Source organism: Kitasatospora sp. NBC_00039 (assembly GCF_045160625.1).
In the GTDB taxonomy this organism is placed as follows: Bacteria; Actinomycetota; Actinomycetes; order Streptomycetales; family Streptomycetaceae; genus Kitasatospora.
On sequence record NZ_CP108290.1, the window covers coordinates 430,440 to 446,228 of the forward strand.

Sequence of the window (15,789 nt, forward strand, 5' to 3'; positions counted from 1 at the left end):
CCCTCACGCCGCGTGTCCGACCGGACCCGGCGCCGAGTGGACCTCGGCGATGAGCAGGGCCACGTCGTCATCATCGTCATCTGCCCGCCGCAGGGCGGTCAGCAGACGGTCGCAGGTTGCTTCCAGCGGGAGCCTGGGCCCGCGGAGCAGGCTCATGAGGGCATCAAGGCGGGTGTCGATGGCCTGGTCACGGGTCTCCACCAGGCCATCGGTGTACAGGAGCAGCCGGTCACCGGGCGCCAGCTCCACGCAGGCGGACTCGAAAGGGACGCCTCCGACGCCCAGCGGCGCGCCCGGGGGCAGCTCCAGCAGCACCGGGGCCCGACCGGGGCGGTCCAGTACGGGGGGCGGATGGCCGGCCAGCGCGATGTGGCACCGCCTGCCGTGCGGGTCGTAGACGACATAGACGCAGGTGGCGATGGTCTCGTCGAGTTCGGCGGTGATGCGGTCGAGGTGGTGCAGCACCTGAGCGGGATCGAGGTCGAGATCGGCCAGGGTGCGGGTGGCGGTGCGCAGCTGGCCCATCCTGGCGGCGGCGTTGATGTCATGGCCCATGACGTCGCCGACGACCAGGGCGGTCTTGTCGCCGGCCAGCGTGATGGCGTCGAACCAGTCACCACCGGCCAGCGCGGCGCGTCCCGCGGGCTGGTACCGGGAGGCGACCTGGAGACCGACGGGCCGCATGGGCACGTGCGGCAGCAGGTGGCGCTGCAGGGTCAGGGCCGCATTGCGTTGACTCTGGTACCAGCGGGCGTTGTCGATGCACACGGCGGCGCGGGCGGCAAGCTCCTCGGCCAGCACGATGTCGTCCTCGCCGAACGGCAGCGGATCGCGCACGCGCTTGAGGTCCAGGGCGCCGAGCACCTCGCCGCGGGCGATCAGCGGCACCGCCAAGTAGGAGCGCAGGCCTGCTCGGGCCAGCACGGTTGCGGCCTCGCCGTCTCGGGCAATGCCAGGCAGGTCCTCGCCCGTCACGTGGGCCACGAGCACCGGACGGCCGGTGGTCACGCACCGGGTGACCAGGCGGTCGGCGTCGTACTTGGCGATCTCCCCGACCGGATCGGCGGCGCGCAAGGCGTCGGAGGGGTAGGCCGCCGCCACGGCCAGGGCCCGCAGGGTCACCGGCCCCGCGACCGGCCCGTGTGTGGGCGGGCGTCCGCTCAGGACCGAGTCGAGAACGTCGACCGCGGCGACGTCGGCGAGGTCGGGGACGACGAAGTCGGCCAGTTCCTGGGCGGTCCGGCCGAGGTCGAGGGTGGTGCCGATCCTTATGGACGCCTGGGCGACCAGTGCCAGTCTCTGTCGGGCGCGGGCGGCCTCGGCGGCCGCGCGGTGCTGCTCGGTGACGTCCACCACCGAGACGGCCAGGCCGAGCACCCGCCCGGCTGAGTCCTCCAGCCGGAAGTACGACGCTCGCCAGGCGTGGTCGCTGTCCGGATCGGCGCGCGTGCGGCCGACCGTGAGCTGATCCACCAGCGGCTTGCCGCTCGCCAGTACCTGGCGCATAGCGGACTCGACGACGCCGGTGTCGAGGAACGGCAGTGCGTCGCGGACATCGCGACCGAGGTGCTGCTCGGCAGGCAGGCCGTTGATGCGCTCCAGCGTCGGGTTGACCAGGACGTACCTCAGGTCGGTGTCCAGCACCGCCAGCCCGATCGGGGACTGGGCCACCATCCGCGCCGACAGGGCCAGATCGCGCTCGACGCCGCGTAGCGTGGCCTCGTCGGTGGCGATCCCCAAGGCATAGAGGCGGCCGCGCTCGTCCTGCAACCGCATGTTGCGGAACTCCACCAGCCGGGTGCTGCCGTCCTTGTGCCGCACCGGGAACACTCCCGCCCAGTGCCCGCCGCCACCCATCACCTCGGCGAACAGCTCGAGGATCAGACCCCGGTTCTCTTCGGCGACCAGCAGCTCGGCCGCGTACCGGCCAAGCGCCTCCTCGGCGCTCCAGCCGAAGAGATCCTGAGCCTGCGGGCTCCACAGGGCAACCCGCCCATCCGCGTCCAACACCGCTGCGGCCACACCCAACAGGTCCAGCAGGCCACCGGGTTCGGACGCGGCAGCCCGCACCCTGTCCCCCAGGGGCCGGCCCGCCTCGGAGGCGCTCATTCCAGGCCTTCCCTTCCGCCCGCCACCGATATTGGCGGCCTCGTCCGATCCAGCCCCGCCGCTCGACCTCGCCTTCCGTCTCGCTGCCCTTCATCGTCTCTCCGCGCCGGCCCGCTGGACAGCTCAGCCCGACGGGTACAGCTCACCGCCTACGCCGACACCAACGCTGCGATCGACGCCATCAACGTCGTCGACCTCGACCACTACCTGCTCAAGCCGTGGGAGCCGCCCGAGGAGAAGTTGTACCCAGTGGTGGACGACCTGCTGGAGACGTGGCGGGCCGGCGACGGCCGCGCCGTGGACGTCACCAAGGTCGTCGGATCACCGCTGGTCGGCCCGTTCCTCCCGGATCCGGGAGTTCCTCGCCCGCAACCAGGTGCCGTACCGCTGGTACTCCAGCGAGGAACCAGAGGGGGACGTCTGTTGGTCTCCGCAGGGCAGGACGGCCTGCGGCTGCCCTTGGTCGTGACCCCGGACGGCACTGCCCTCGTTGAGCCTGCCGAGCGGGACCTGGCCGTCCACGTAGGGCTGTCGACCACCCCCGCGGCCGACTTCTACGACCTGGTCATCGTCGTCGGCGGCCCCGCCGGCCTCGCCGCGGCCGTCTACGGGGCCTCGGAGGGTCTGCGCACCGTCCTCGTGGAACGCGAGGCAACCGGTGGACAGGCGGGCCAGAGCTCCCGCATCGAGAACTACCTGGGCTTCCCCGACGGCGTCTCCGGAGCGCAGCTCACCGACCGGGCACGCCGCCAAGCCACGAAATTCGGCGCGGAGCTGCTCACGGCGTGCACGGTCGCCGGCTTGGAAGTGAAGGGGGCGGCACGCACGCTGCGTTTCTCCGACGGCTCCGCTGCGCACGCGGGAGTCCCATGGTGCGGAAGTCCCATGGAGAGGGTCCCGCCGCCTGCGTTCCGGTGCATCACCAGGCCTCTCGACTTTCGCTGTTCTCGCGGGGCCGGTGTGATCAAGCTGTGTGTCGGAGGCCTGCTTGGGCCCAGGCGTGGTGGACGGCCTGGATTTCGGCGTCTGTCGGCTGGCCTGGGGCGACGGGGAGAAATCGGGCGGCGATGATCACGCGGCGGAGCTTGGCGAGCATGTCGGCGAAGGACGGTTCGGTCTTGGTCGTGTACCAGGGGGCCCGTGCGCGGTGGTCGGCGGCGTCGCTGGGATGGTGGCCATGCAACGCGTACCAGACGACGGTGATCGTGTAGCAGTACAGGCCGAACGGGACGGTGCGGCGGACCGCGTTCTCGGTGCGGCTGCGGGCCTGTCCGACGCCGAGCAGCGTGCGGGCCTCGGCGAAGGTGGTCTCGATGGACCACCGCCAGGCGTATCGGGTGACCAGCGCCACGGCCGGGGTGGCGAGGTCGGTGGTGACCAGGGCCAGGTCGTAGCCGGTGGTGGTGTCCTCGTCGCGGATCAGGATGACGCGGACGGTCTGGGTGTGGAAGGAGCCGTACCAAAGGCAGCGGACCTCGGCGATCCGGACCTGGTCGGTGCGGCCGTACCGGGCGACGCGCGTGGTCGTGAACGTGGCGGTCGCCGCGAGTTCGGCGGGCGTGCCCAGCCTGGCGCCCTTGAGGCGGGGGCGGCCACGCTTGTTCGTCGGCGGCGGCGCGAGATCGAACAGCACGGCGCTGGCCGGCAGCCGGGTGGTGAGGGTGATCGCCTCGGGCAGGTGACGCAGGGCCCTACCGTGGTAGGCGGCATCCGCCACCACGTGCAGGGGCCGGTTCAGGCACACGGCCAGCAGTTTCACCATCGACGCGGCAAGTTCGACCTTGGTCGGTCCGGTCTTCGGCCGCCACAGCCGGGCCATCACCGGCAGGCACACCGGCCGGGTGAGGAACGGCAGTTCCACGACGATCCCGACCACCACGAAGCACGTTCCACGCCCGACCGGCTTCGGGCCCCTGGCGGCGCCGTCGTGCTGCCACGCGGCACCGAATACCTTCTTCCCGCTCCGCTTGAACAAGGTGTCGTCGACCGCGACCGTGATCGCCGCGCCGTCCGGGAACAGGGTCTTCACGATCAGATGGGCCAGCACGATGCCCAGGTTGTCGACGTTCCAGCGCGTCCGGGAGAAGAAGGCGTGGGCCCGGTCGTGCGGCCAGGCGCGGGCCAGGCCCGCCCCGGTCAGCATCCCGGTCACCGTGCTGGCCCCGGTCTGCGCGACCAACCCAGTCACCATCGCGGTGAACGTGATGAAGCCCGGCGCGGTGAATACGCGCAGCTTCCCCAGCACGGCCAGCAGCGACGCCGGCACCGTCGGACTCGCGGGCATCGGCTTCCCCTCCCCGGGCAAGGTCGCCACAGCGCCGATGCTGCCGACACTCCGGCCCACCACGGGCACGAACAGCCGGCCCGTCACCCGCCCGGGTGGGAACCGCTGTTCGGCTCCCGCCCCCGACCGCTACCCTCGCGGCCCGAACAAGCGACGCCGCCGCGACGGCTGCTCGGGGAAGGCGACCTCGAAGTGGAAACCGTCGTCGCCGACCGCGCGCCGCAGCGTCCGCAACACCGCTTCGGGATCGTCGTAGGGGCCGTTGACGAAGAAGGGCTTGCCGTCCCGGCCGAAGCCGATCGGACTGGGGCCCGCAGGATCACCAAGCAGCACGGCGGCCTCCGCGAACTCCTCAGCGAGCTCCCCCTCGGGTTCGAACCCGAAGCCGCGCGCGTAGGCGGCGGCCCCGAACACCAGGGCGCGGGCGAGGCCGACGGGAACCTGCACATGCCCCTCAAAGGCGCTGAAGTAGAGCCCCCGGTGCCCGGCCAGCCGGCTCTCACTCATCGGCTCCGGGGCGAGCGTGTTCTTCACCCCCAGACACCACACATCCAGCAGGAACCCCGCGACCTGCGCCTTCGTGGAGCGCATGCCGTCCGCGGCGACGAGCACCGCGACCAGGCCGCGCACCTCCTCCGCATCGGAAGCCCCGGGATCAAGGCCTGCCCACTGCGGCGCACCCTCAAGATCCACACTGCGGCTCCAGCCGGCGTTCACCCAGCAACGCGGCTCGCCGCCACCCGGCCCCGAGGCTGCGACCGCGCCATTCAGCACCCCCACAACGTCTCCGGTGCCCATCCCCAGCGTCTTGGCGATCGCCTTCACTGACCGGCCCTGCTGATCCAGGAGCCGCACCCGCGTAACAAGCAACTCATTCACAGCCGCACCCTACGGCCGACACCAAGGGCCCTGGAGCCGAACGCCACCAGTCACACCCACCCGAGCGACCCTGCGAGATCTGCGAAAGTCGAGGGGATCTTCGGGGCCCCTCAACTCCCACCTGGCGAAACAGGGTGGGACAGTCCAGCGCACCAATCGGACAATATGATTACGGCTCAGTAAAATTTCACCCGTATACGACTACGCTCAGTTGGTCCACAAATCGGGCAATGGCGGACCTGGTGAGCAAATGTGCGCAAGCATACTTTCCCCCTGCTACGCAAGGTAGCCAGGCAACTCTACGCAGCTACTGAAAGCTGTTGTGTCATGTCACAAGACAATGGAAGCATGACCAGCGGCGGGTGGCATGCGTCCGTGACATGCCGTGTTCCAGAGTGGATTGACCAATGATCAGGGCCTCGGCGAGGCAACGCCGAGGCCCTGGGTTCCCGCCATGGAGCTGAAACTGGGAGGAAACAGTCATGGCGGAGATCAACTCTCGCCCTGCGGGGGCACGTTCCAGGATAGCGCGAGGCCTCGCCGTCCTGGGCCTGGGCGTCGCAGCGGTCGTCGTCGTTGCGCCCGGCGCACTGGCCTCGGGGACGAGCAACAAGACGAACGGATGCTGGTCCACTTGGGGCAGCACCGGGTCGAACGCCCACTGTCAGAACGTCACCGACGGCGGAAACTACGTCAACAAGTCGATATGCAGCTGGTCTTCGGACCAGGTGTCCGACGCGGAGTGGTTCGACCGCGGGGCCTCGAAGGACAACTGGGGCCAGATCGACTGCACGTTCAATGTTGAGAAGTCTTGGGTGGATTACAGCCGCGGTTGATGCATTAGGCGGGGACTCGCCGGCCACCAAGAGAAGACCATTTCGGTGGGTGCCTCGCAGGGGCACCCACCGAAATAGACCGAAGGGACAAAGGTGTACCCCATCGTAGCCTTGTCCGGAATCTCGCAAGGCTACGGCCGGAAGCGAGTGATCTCCGACCTCGACTGGCAACTTGATGTCGGCGTGTTTGGCTTGCTCGGGCCGAATGGTGCGGGGAAAACGACTCTGCTGCGAACGCTTGCGACCGTTGTGCCACCTCTCCGAGGCGAGGTCGTCATCTGTGGGCGGGAGATTGCTTCCGAAAGGAGCGCCCGCGCCGCCCGTCGCCAGATCGGATACCTTCCGCAGGACTTCGGCTATTACCCTTCATATTCGGTGTATGACTTTGTGCGCTACAGTGCCTGGCTCCGAGAAGTTCCGGCTTCCGAAGCACATTCGGCGACACTGAAAGCCATCCATTCAGTCGATCTCGACAAGCAGCAGAACGTGAAGATGAAGGCCTTGTCCGGCGGAATGATGCGGCGCGCAGGTGTGGCATCGGCGATCGTCGGGTCACCCAAGCTCCTGCTGCTTGACGAGCCCACGGTCGGTCTCGACCCGGCGCAACGCCTCCATTTTCGCCGGCTCGTCCGGTCGCTTGAAAATACGGCGGTGGTTCTGAGCACTCATCTGGTGGAAGACGTCGCCGCCGTGTGCGACGAGGTTGTCGTCCTGCAGTCCGGGAAGTTCGTTTTCCGTGGAACCCCTGAGGAACTCAACAACTTTGGTGATGTCGAGTTCGCCGGAGACAGTCCGCTGGAGCGTGGCTACATGGCAGTCCTGGAAGGGCAGCAGGTGATCACGTGATGCGGATTCTGGCGATGGAACTTCGCCGTTCCCCGCTTAAGTGGTGGCTGCCCTTTCTTATCGCACTGGATCTGGCTGTCCTGTTCGGCCGGTCGCAGTGGTGGATCGGCGTCTGGCCTGAGGCCAGCGTAGCTGCTCAGGTTCCATCGTTCTATCTAGGACCGCTGCTTTCCGCTGCTGCCGCATGGTCTGCGGGGCGGGTTCAGCGCAATGCCCTTCAGGATCAGATTGCGGTGGCTTCTCGAACACGCTGGAAAGTCGAATCGGTACAGCTTGCAGCTACCGTGAGCTACGGCCTCTTCGCCTACCTGGTCGGGATCCTCAGCGCTGCGGCTGTGAGCTACCGTGCTGCCGGTCCGGGATTTTTGTGGCCGGGATACCTACTTCTCGGCGCGAGTGTTCTCATACTCTGCACGGGCATAGGACACATGGTCGGCAGATGGCTTCCGTCGGCCTTCGCAAGCCCTGTGATATGTGGTCTTGCCTGCTTTGTCGTCCTGGCGGCCACAGCAGGCCCGTCTGGCTTGGGGCTCTTCCTCCTTTCTGGCCCCCCGGCCTCCACGTCTTCTGCTCGGGCTGTTGGCGTGCGCCTTCTGATCGCGTGCGTGGTGGTCTCGCTTGCAGTTTTGGTGGACCGCCCCGTCAAGGTGGAGCGGACTCGGTTCCGCAGGACGTGGCAGCATCAAGCGGCGACTCTGGGTTGCGCGGCCATGGTGGCGGCACTCGGGCTCGTCTACGGCCCGGTTGGACCGGTACAGGTCCGACGGCCGGCGCCACCTGCCCCGCTGTGTACAGCCTCCCAGCCGAAGATCTGCGTCTGGCCCGAACAACGGAAGTACCTGCCGCAGCTGGAGGCCATGGCCATGCGAGCGGCACAGCTGCCACCCGGCTTGATTGTTTCGCCTCCGGCCTTCTACGAGCGAGGATTGGCCAGGTCCGCCGCCGGGGAAAGCTTCACGATTCATGAAGGGTCGATGTGGGAAGTTGCAATCAGCATGTCAATTTTGATTGTCAACACCAGCACCCCTTCCTGCATTGCAAAAAACAGTGATGAGCAGGAAAAGGTTCTAGCTGCGGACTTTGAGCTGGATTCGTGGGTGGCTGCTCGAATCACCAATGCTGGGCAGCCAGCCGACATCCACGGCGGCCCGCCGGGCGTCGATCAGGAGGAAATCGGCCGCCTCATCAAACAACCTGAGACTGTGCAGACCGCATGGGTCGAGGAGCGAATCAGCACTATCAAGGGAATCCATTGTGGATGAACGGATCGCGGCCTGGATCCGGTTCGCTCGCGCTCATCACTTCAGCAGGATGGTCATTTCCGTTGCCGTGCTTTCCGCCGTGAACCTTCTTTTCGGGGCAATCTATCTGGCGTTTCCGTTTGCCGACCATGCCGTCGACTCCCCGATCCCCTTTAGGAAGGAAATGCCACTCGCCTTTGCTTCGGTGGCGGCCGCTAGCCTTGATAGCGCTATGCGTTCTCTCGAGTTTTCGGGGTCCTCTTCTTTTCGGCGGCTTCAAGTGACGTGGCTGGCCGGATCCCTCGCCGTGGTTGCAGTGGTCGTGGCGGTTGAAGAACTGGCGACAGGCCTGGACGGGGCTTTGGTATCCCTGAGATCGATGGCCATCTGGGGCGGGTTTGCCATCGCTTCCGGGAGGATTTTTGGATGGCGCCTTTCCTGGATCCTCCCATTGCTCACGATATTCCCGCTGACCTATTGGGAGATAGATGACCTCGGACGTCGCCGATGGTGGGATTGGCCGGGCCAGCCAGTGTCATCGTTGAGCTGTTGGGTCATGGCGGGAATTTCCTTCCTGATTGCCGTCGGATTGATCTATCTCACGCCCTGGCGAGCCTCCCGCATGAGGGCGCTATTCCTGGCGCGCGTGTCAAATTATTGACTCTTAACGCATTGCCGCCGAACCTTGCGCACGGCGCATTCCTATGCCAATATCAAACGGTCGATGCCGGTATCGCCGGGCTGAAGTTCTAAAACGGCTATTTCGACGTCGACCGTCCTGCTCCAGCGAGGCAACGTTGGAGCGGTCAGTCCGTAAACTGGGAGGATTCATGAACAAGGCGCGCATACCATCGCTCTCGCTCCGGTCCAAGGTGGTTCGGGGGGCGGCAATAGCAGGACTGGCAGCAGCCGCGATTGTCTCGGCAGCCCCGGGTGCATCCGCCTCCGGGACGAGCTCGAAGACCTACGGATGTTGGTCGACCTGGGGTGACACCGGGTCGAACGCACACTGCCAGAAAATTGAGAAGTCGGGGTACTTCGCGAACAAGGGCTACTGCGATTGGTCGTCCGACCAGACCTCCGGGCACGACTGGAAGGATGCAGGGACGAGCGACCCTGACTGGGGTCAGATCGACTGCACCTTCCACATCTCTCGGTCTCTGGTCGAGTGGAGTGAAGGCTGACTCTGAGCTTCCGGCCGTTGAAGAGGCGGCCGCGCGAGTGAGCCGATGAGTCCTGTGTGGCTAGCCCAGCGCCAGCCATACAGGACTCGCTGTTTTCCTGGCTGTGTGCGGCTACTCTCGACTTTCGCAGATCTCGCAGGGTCGCTCGGGTGGGTGTGACTGGTGGCGTTCGGCTCCAGGGCCCTTGGTGTCGGCCGTAGGGTGCGGCTGTGAATGAGTTGCTTGTTACGCGGGTGCGGCTCCTGGATCAGCAGGGCCGGTCAGTGAAGGCGATCGCCAAGACGCTGGGGATGGGCACCGGAGACGTTGTGGGGGTGCTGAATGGCGCGGTCGCAGCCTCGGGGCCGGGTGGCGGCGAGCCGCGTTGCTGGGTGAACGCCGGCTGGAGCCGCAGTGTGGATCTTGAGGGTGCGCCGCAGTGGGCAGGCCTTGATCCCGGGGCTTCCGATGCGGAGGAGGTGCGCGGCCTGGTCGCGGTGCTCGTCGCCGCGGACGGCATGCGCTCCACGAAGGCGCAGGTCGCGGGGTTCCTGCTGGATGTGTGGTGTCTGGGGGTGAAGAACACGCTCGCCCCGGAGCCGATGAGTGAGAGCCGGCTGGCCGGGCACCGGGGGCTCTACTTCAGCGCCTTTGAGGGGCATGTGCAGGTTCCCGTCGGCCTCGCCCGCGCCCTGGTGTTCGGGGCCGCCGCCTACGCGCGCGGCTTCGGGTTCGAACCCGAGGGGGAGCTCGCTGAGGAGTTCGCGGAGGCCGCCGTGCTGCTTGGTGATCCTGCGGGCCCCAGTCCGATCGGCTTCGGCCGGGACGGCAAGCCCTTCTTCGTCAACGGCCCCTACGACGATCCCGAAGCGGTGTTGCGGACGCTGCGGCGCGCGGTCGGCGACGACGGTTTCCACTTCGAGGTCGCCTTCCCCGAGCAGCCGTCGCGGCGGCGTCGCTTGTTCGGGCCGCGAGGGTAGCGGTCGGGGGCGGGAGCCGAACAGCGGTTCCCACCCGGGCGGGTGACGGGCCGGCTGTTCGTGCCCGTGGTGGGCCGGAGTGTCGGCAGCATCGGCGCTGTGGCGACCTTGCCCGGGGAGGGGAAGCCGATGCCCGCGAGTCCGACGGTGCCGGCGTCGCTGCTGGCCGTGCTGGGGAAGCTGCGCGTATTCACCGCGCCGGGCTTCATCACGTTCACCGCGATGGTGACTGGGTTGGTCGCGCAGACCGGGGCCAGCACGGTGACCGGGATGCTGACCGGGGCGGGCCTGGCCCGCGCCTGGCCGCACGACCGGGCCCACGCCTTCTTCTCCCGGACGCGCTGGAACGTCGACAACCTGGGCATCGTGCTGGCCCATCTGATCGTGAAGACCCTGTTCCCGGACGGCGCGGCGATCACGGTCGCGGTCGACGACACCTTGTTCAAGCGGAGCGGGAAGAAGGTATTCGGTGCCGCGTGGCAGCACGACGGCGCCGCCAGGGGCCCGAAGCCGGTCGGGCGTGGAACGTGCTTCGTGGTGGTCGGGATCGTCGTGGAACTGCCGTTCCTCACCCGGCCGGTGTGCCTGCCGGTGATGGCCCGGCTGTGGCGGCCGAAGACCGGACCGACCAAGGTCGAACTTGCCGCGTCGATGGTGAAACTGCTGGCCGTGTGCCTGAACCGGCCCCTGCACGTGGTGGCGGATGCCGCCTACCACGGTAGGGCCCTGCGTCACCTGCCCGAGGCGATCACCCTCACCACCCGGCTGCCGGCCAGCGCCGTGCTGTTCGATCTCGCGCCGCCGCCGACGAACAAGCGTGGCCGCCCCCGCCTCAAGGGCGCCAGGCTGGGCACGCCCGCCGAACTCGCGGCGACCGCCACGTTCACGACCACGCGCGTCGCCCGGTACGGCCGCACCGACCAGGTCCGGATCGCCGAGGTCCGCTGCCTTTGGTACGGCTCCTTCCACACCCAGACCGTCCGCGTCATCCTGATCCGCGACGAGGACACCACCACCGGCTACGACCTGGCCCTGGTCACCACCGACCTCGCCACCCCGGCCGTGGCGCTGGTCACCCGATACGCCTGGCGGTGGTCCATCGAGACCACCTTCGCCGAGGCCCGCACGCTGCTCGGCGTCGGACAGGCCCGCAGCCGCACCGAGAACGCGGTCCGCCGCACCGTCCCGTTCGGCCTGTACTGCTACACGATCACCGTCGTCTGGTACGCGTTGCATGGCCACCATCCCAGCGACGCCGCCGACCACCGCGCACGGGCCCCCTGGTACACGACCAAGACCGAACCGTCCTTCGCCGACATGCTCGCCAAGCTCCGCCGCGTGATCATCGCCGCCCGATTTCTCCCCGTCGCCCCAGGCCAGCCGACAGACGCCGAAATCCAGGCCGTCCACCACGCCTGGGCCCAAGCAGGCCTCCGACACACAGCTTGATCACACCGGCCCCGCGAGAACAGCGAAAGTCGAGAGGCCGCCGTCGACGGTCAATGTCTGGCCCGTCAGCGCGGCGGCGTCGTCGCCGACGAGCCTTGCCACCACGGCTGCGGTGTCGTCGGGGGTGAGCGGCCGGGGCAGCGCCTGGTGCGCCGCGAACTCCTCGAACTCCTCGAACTCCTCCGTCGGCACCCCGCCGGTGGCCGGAGTGCGCGTCAGCCCCGGGGCAACAGCCGTGACGGCGATCCCGTGGCTGCCGAGCCCGGCGGCGAGGGTGCGGGTCATGCCGATCAGCGCCCCCTTGGACGCCATCAGCGCTCCTCTCACTGCCGAACCCAATGACTTGAAGGCTCGAGTTGTCTTGAGGCTCAGGCCAGGCCGAGCTGGGTGGCGATGACGGAGCCTTCCGCATAGCAGTCGAAGCGCTTGATCTTGCCGTCGACCAGCTCGAACACGTCGCAGCACGGGGCGTCCATGCGCTTGCCGGTCGGCGGCACGGTGCCGGAGGGCAGTTCCAGCGGGCCGAGGTGGGTGCCCTGCAGGCGCAGCTGCACGATCACCACGTCGCCGGTCACATAGAACCGCTCGAGCTCCCGGTGCATGTCGGGGAACGCCTTCGCGTAGACCTCGACCGTCCTGCCGAGCTCGTCCGCGCCGCGGTAGGTGAGCGGGACCGACATGTCCGTGAAGGTCCCATCCTCGGTGAACGCCGCGACCCAGCCGGCGACATCCTGTTCCTCGGCGACCTGGTAGGCGTTGCGAATGATCTTCTCGTTCTCCAGTGACATCTCAGCTCCCTGGTCCGTGCCACATGCGGGTGACGAGGCGGCGCCGGGGGCCGTCGCCTTCCTGTATTCACTTTACCCTTCAAGTCAGTGCTTGCGCGAAGGCTCCAGTACTTTGCTGCTGTGCGAGGCTGAGGGCCTTGTGGTTCGCACCTGTGACGTGTGCCGTCAAGTCGCAGGTGTCAGCGTGCGGGCGAGTCGATGCGCTGCAGGATGCGTTCCGCATCCTGTCCGAGCCTGCGCAGGCGCTCGCCGGACAGGTTGTCGACGACGAGGCGGCGGACATGGGCGACATGGGCGGGGGCGGCCGCCTCCAGCGTCCTCATGCCGGCCGGCATGAGGACGGCGTTGGTGAACCGTCCGTCGCTCGGATCCGGCTCCCGCCGCACGTAGCCTCGGCTCTCCAGCCGCTTCACCATGTGCGACAGGCGGGACAGTGACGTGCTGGTGTGCTCGGCCAGGGTGCTCATGCGCAAGGTCCGCTCGGGGGCTTCGGACAGCATGGCGAGGGTCATGTACTCGACCATGCTCAGCTCGGCGTCGCGCCGGAGCTGCGCGTCGATCGCCCAGGGGAGCCGCGTGATCAGGCGGACCACCGACATCCAGGAGGCCAGCTCGGCCGACGTGAGCCACAGGTCCGCATGCTCGTCCGGCAGCGCCTGGGGGATCTCGTTCCGGCTCGTCATTCTGCGAGCGTATCACTTGAACAGTCATGTCAATCGGATTCGAGCCGCCGGAGTCGGCTCTCCGGGTCGCCTACGCGGTTTCTTCGGTCGTGAGGCGCTGGAGCAGGTCGAACAGGGTTGCGCGGTCTGTTGCGGGCAGGGCGGCGAAGCAGGTGGCGAGGACCTCGTCGGCGATCCTGTGGCCGGCTGCCAGGATCTGCTCGCCGACGGGGGTGAGGTGGTGCTCGATGCGCCGGCCGTGTCCCGGTCGGCGCTCGACCGCGCCTTGGGTCGTCAGGCGGCCGACGAGCGTTCCGAAGGCCTGCTCGGTCTGGAACGTCGCCGCGGCCAGCTCGCGGGCCGATGCCCCGGGTGAGCGGCTGATCGCACGCAGGGCATCCCACTGGGCCAGCGTGGTGCCCACGGTCGAGAGCGCACTGTCGAGCGCCCGGTGCTGCCGGTGCTGGGCCTGCTTGACCGCTCTGCCGAGTTCTTGCAGCTCATCGCTCATGGACCGAGTCTACGACACAACCAAGCTAGCTTATATAAAGATGTTTAGTTACTCTGGAGGCATGACCACGGAACACAAAGCCCACCTGTCCCTAACCATGTCCGAAGCCGGAGCCGGCCGGCCGGTCCTGATCCTGCACGGCGGCGGGGGCCCGGCCACCGTCGCCGGCCTCGCCCGGCACATCTCCCTCAGCGCACACGCCATCACGCCCGTGCACCCCGGCTGGGACGGCACCCACCGCCCGGAATGGCTCACCGGCATCGATGACCTCGCCCTCGCCTACCTGAACCACCTGCGCGACCGCCGACTGGACGACGTCCTCGTCGTGGGCTCCTCGCTCGGCGGCTGGATCGCCGCCGAGATGGCCGTACGCGACACCGCGGGAGCCGTCACCGGCCTCGTCCTGATCGACGCCGTCGGTGTGAACGTCGGAACGGAACCGATCACCGACTTCTTCGCCCTCGACGCGCGCGGCGCGGCGGACCACTCCTGGCACGACCCGGACCGCTACTACGTCGACCCCGCCGACCTCCCCTCCGACGAACTCGCCCGCCGACAGGCCAACATGGCCACCATGCGCACCCTCGCGGGCGACCCCTACATGCACGACCCCACGCTCCTGCACCGACTCGGGCGTGTGCAGGTGCCGACCCTCCTGATCTGGGGGGAGAGCGACCGCATCGTCACACCCGCGTACGGCCGGGCGTACGCCGACGCCTTCGCCGACGGCGTACTTGCGGTCGTCCCCGAGGCGGGGCACCTTCCGCAGATCGAACAGCCGGACGCCACCATCGCCCTGGTCGACGCCCACCTGGACCGGACGGGCACTCGTTCCATCGACACCGCGTGACCGTTGGCGGCCGGCTGCGCGTGAACGACCCGAGCGCACCCGTCGCCCGTCTCAGGGCGACCGCGGCCGCCCGGGCCCACCTCCGTGCCGAGCTCCACCCCCGGGGATCCCGCTTGGCGGGCCGCGCGGGCCGCGCTGACGGCCGGGCCGAGGCCCGCCCCTCTGGTCCCGAAGCTCACTGAGGCCGGAGGTGCATGGTCGACGGGGCCGGGAGTCAGCCGTGCCTACGTCGTCCACCGGACGAAGGCGTTCGGCTGCACCGAACTTCCCTCCGGCATCGACCCCGTCATGAACCTGGCCACCAGGTCATGAGCCAAGCTCCTGCTCCGCCAGGGTGGCCACGAACGAGGCCCGCAGCGGGTCGGACGTTCGCGCGGGTTGCCCGGACGGGCGACCGTTCACACACCGTTCCCATTCGGCTGCTATCAGTGGTGAGCGAGGTCGGTTCGCGGCAACCGGCGTGCGACCCGCTGCGGACCGGCCGTTCGGGCATCGAGCTGGCCGCCGGCACGACGTCGGCCTGGGCCGGAACGGAACCGGTCGCGTACGCGGTCACGCGAACGCGCGAACTCGCCGACCCCGTCCACGAGATGACCGTGGACATCGCGGTGCATCCCGCTCACCGGACGCCGAGCGCCATCGCGCACCTCCTTGCCCGGTGCCGCCGCACCGCGGCGGCACCGGCACCGCGAGGGGTTCGGTGACTCCCCGCTGGAACGGGCAGCGTCCCGATGACGCCCGAGACGTGGCGCCACTCGGTGACCGGAAGCCCGTACTTCCGCGCCGAGTCCTCCTGCCTCCTGCTCTCCGCCGACGGCCGGGAGGTCCTCTGCTATCTGCTCTCCACCGAACTCGGCGACGCGGTCGGTGAATGCGAGTTGTGCCTCGCCAACGCCGGCACCCGCCCGGACCTGCACGGACAGGGCCTGTACCGGGCCGTGTTCGCCCATAGGCTCGCCCGCGCAAAGGATCAGGGTTACCGGTGGGCCGTTCTGGACGTCGACTCCACCAACCGCATAGCGGCCGGGGGCTTCTACGAACGCGTCGGCGCGCGGACCCGCCGCACCTGGACCGGGCACGTGCTCGACCTCGCCGGTGGCGCGGATCACGGCGGTACCGGAGCACGGCCGGGCAGCGGCTGAACCGCGCCGGTGCGTGTCCTGCGGATGGCCGCTCGGACCTTGCCCAGCT

The 15,789-nt window shown here is 68.3% G+C and carries 15 protein-coding genes and 1 pseudogene; 9 read left to right on the forward strand and 7 right to left on the reverse strand.

Annotated elements, in window-relative coordinates; all coding sequences use genetic code 11:
* Nucleotides 1–3 precede the first annotated feature (3 nt).
* Nucleotides 4–2,109 (reverse strand): SpoIIE family protein phosphatase, encoded by a 2,106-nt coding sequence (locus OG286_RS38130; RefSeq protein WP_331741726.1) that lies wholly within the window; start codon nt 2,107–2,109, stop codon nt 4–6.
* Between the two features lie 126 nt (nt 2,110–2,235).
* Here OG286_RS38130 and OG286_RS38135 point away from each other — a divergent pair.
* A pseudogene (locus OG286_RS38135) lies at nt 2,236–3,033 on the forward strand (fused response regulator/thioredoxin-disulfide reductase); the annotation flags it as partial.
* 40 nt (nt 3,034–3,073) lie between these two features.
* Here the strand turns inward: OG286_RS38135 and OG286_RS38140 are convergent.
* Nucleotides 3,074–4,393, reverse strand: a complete 1,320-nt coding sequence (locus OG286_RS38140; RefSeq protein ID WP_331741728.1) for a transposase — start codon at nt 4,391–4,393, stop codon at nt 3,074–3,076.
* Nucleotides 4,394–4,522: 129 nt separating this feature from the next.
* Nucleotides 4,523–5,272: a hypothetical protein gene (locus OG286_RS38145; RefSeq protein WP_331741731.1), complete on the reverse strand. Its 750-nt coding sequence runs from the start codon at nt 5,270–5,272 to the stop codon at nt 4,523–4,525.
* Nucleotides 5,273–5,754: 482 nt separating this feature from the next.
* Between OG286_RS38145 and OG286_RS38150 the strand changes: the two genes are divergently transcribed.
* The 6 genes from OG286_RS38150 to OG286_RS38175 all read left to right on the forward strand — a co-directional run bounded on the left by OG286_RS38150 (nt 5,755) and on the right by OG286_RS38175 (nt 11,787).
* Nucleotides 5,755–6,108, forward strand: coding sequence for a hypothetical protein (locus OG286_RS38150; protein ID WP_331741734.1), 354 nt, complete (start codon nt 5,755–5,757; stop codon nt 6,106–6,108).
* A gap of 93 nt (nt 6,109–6,201) precedes the next feature.
* The gene (locus OG286_RS38155; protein WP_331741737.1) at nt 6,202–6,954 is read left to right on the forward strand and encodes an ATP-binding cassette domain-containing protein; all 753 of its coding nucleotides are present in this window, start codon (nt 6,202–6,204) and stop codon (nt 6,952–6,954) included.
* Entirely contained in the window at nt 6,951–8,216 is a 1,266-nt protein-coding gene (locus OG286_RS38160; RefSeq protein ID WP_331741739.1) for an ABC transporter permease, read from the forward strand. Before OG286_RS38155 ends, OG286_RS38160 begins: the two co-directional genes overlap by 4 nt.
* Complete coding sequence (locus OG286_RS38165) at nt 8,209–8,856, forward strand: hypothetical protein (protein ID WP_331741742.1); 648 nt, start codon at nt 8,209–8,211, stop codon at nt 8,854–8,856. The genes OG286_RS38160 and OG286_RS38165 overlap by 8 nt, the downstream gene beginning before the upstream one ends.
* A 732-nt stretch (nt 8,857–9,588) precedes the next feature.
* Nucleotides 9,589–10,338, forward strand: coding sequence for a hypothetical protein (locus OG286_RS38170; RefSeq protein ID WP_331741731.1), 750 nt, complete (start codon nt 9,589–9,591; stop codon nt 10,336–10,338).
* Nucleotides 10,339–10,467: 129 nt separating this feature from the next.
* The gene (locus OG286_RS38175; RefSeq protein WP_331741728.1) at nt 10,468–11,787 is read left to right on the forward strand and encodes a transposase; all 1,320 of its coding nucleotides are present in this window, start codon (nt 10,468–10,470) and stop codon (nt 11,785–11,787) included.
* On the opposite strand, the gene OG286_RS38180 is transcribed toward OG286_RS38175, so the two are convergent.
* The 4 genes from OG286_RS38180 to OG286_RS38195 all read right to left on the reverse strand — a co-directional run bounded on the left by OG286_RS38180 (nt 11,788) and on the right by OG286_RS38195 (nt 13,748).
* Entirely contained in the window at nt 11,788–12,252 is a 465-nt protein-coding gene (locus tag OG286_RS38180) for an SDR family oxidoreductase (protein WP_405366104.1), read from the reverse strand.
* Complete coding sequence (locus OG286_RS38185; RefSeq protein ID WP_331741747.1) at nt 12,156–12,575, reverse strand: nuclear transport factor 2 family protein; 420 nt, start codon at nt 12,573–12,575, stop codon at nt 12,156–12,158. Before OG286_RS38185 ends, OG286_RS38180 begins: the two co-directional genes overlap by 97 nt.
* Nucleotides 12,576–12,754: 179 nt before the next feature.
* Nucleotides 12,755–13,258 (reverse strand): MarR family transcriptional regulator, encoded by a 504-nt coding sequence (locus tag OG286_RS38190; RefSeq protein ID WP_331741749.1) that lies wholly within the window; start codon nt 13,256–13,258, stop codon nt 12,755–12,757.
* A 70-nt stretch (nt 13,259–13,328) separates the two neighbouring features.
* Nucleotides 13,329–13,748, reverse strand: a complete 420-nt coding sequence (locus OG286_RS38195) for a MarR family winged helix-turn-helix transcriptional regulator (RefSeq protein ID WP_331741752.1) — start codon at nt 13,746–13,748, stop codon at nt 13,329–13,331.
* Between the two features lie 61 nt (nt 13,749–13,809).
* Here OG286_RS38195 and OG286_RS38200 point away from each other — a divergent pair, with 61 nt between their 5' ends.
* A complete protein-coding gene (locus OG286_RS38200; protein WP_331741755.1) occupies nt 13,810–14,598 on the forward strand; it encodes an alpha/beta hydrolase in 789 nt (262 codons plus the stop codon).
* A gap of 731 nt (nt 14,599–15,329) precedes the next feature.
* Nucleotides 15,330–15,740, forward strand: a complete 411-nt coding sequence (locus OG286_RS38205; protein WP_331741758.1) for a hypothetical protein — start codon at nt 15,330–15,332, stop codon at nt 15,738–15,740.
* The last annotated feature ends 49 nt before the right edge of the window (nt 15,741–15,789 follow it).

Excerpts from the sequence above, each read along its gene's own strand:
- OG286_RS38130 (WP_331741726.1), bottom strand. The coding sequence starts at position 2,109 with ATGAGCGCCTCCGAGGCGGGCCGGCCCCTGGGGGACAGGGTGCGGGCT.
- OG286_RS38140 (WP_331741728.1), bottom strand. The coding sequence starts at position 4,393 with ATGCCCGCGAGTCCGACGGTGCCGGCGTCGCTGCTGGCCGTGCTGGGG.
- OG286_RS38150 (WP_331741734.1), top strand. The coding sequence starts at position 5,755 with ATGGCGGAGATCAACTCTCGCCCTGCGGGGGCACGTTCCAGGATAGCG.
- OG286_RS38175 (WP_331741728.1), top strand. The coding sequence starts at position 10,468 with ATGCCCGCGAGTCCGACGGTGCCGGCGTCGCTGCTGGCCGTGCTGGGG.
- OG286_RS38185 (WP_331741747.1), bottom strand. The coding sequence starts at position 12,575 with ATGTCACTGGAGAACGAGAAGATCATTCGCAACGCCTACCAGGTCGCC.
- OG286_RS38190 (WP_331741749.1), bottom strand. The coding sequence starts at position 13,258 with ATGACGAGCCGGAACGAGATCCCCCAGGCGCTGCCGGACGAGCATGCG.
- OG286_RS38195 (WP_331741752.1), bottom strand. The coding sequence starts at position 13,748 with ATGAGCGATGAGCTGCAAGAACTCGGCAGAGCGGTCAAGCAGGCCCAG.
- OG286_RS38200 (WP_331741755.1), top strand. The coding sequence starts at position 13,810 with ATGACCACGGAACACAAAGCCCACCTGTCCCTAACCATGTCCGAAGCC.
- OG286_RS38205 (WP_331741758.1), top strand. The coding sequence starts at position 15,330 with ATGACGCCCGAGACGTGGCGCCACTCGGTGACCGGAAGCCCGTACTTC.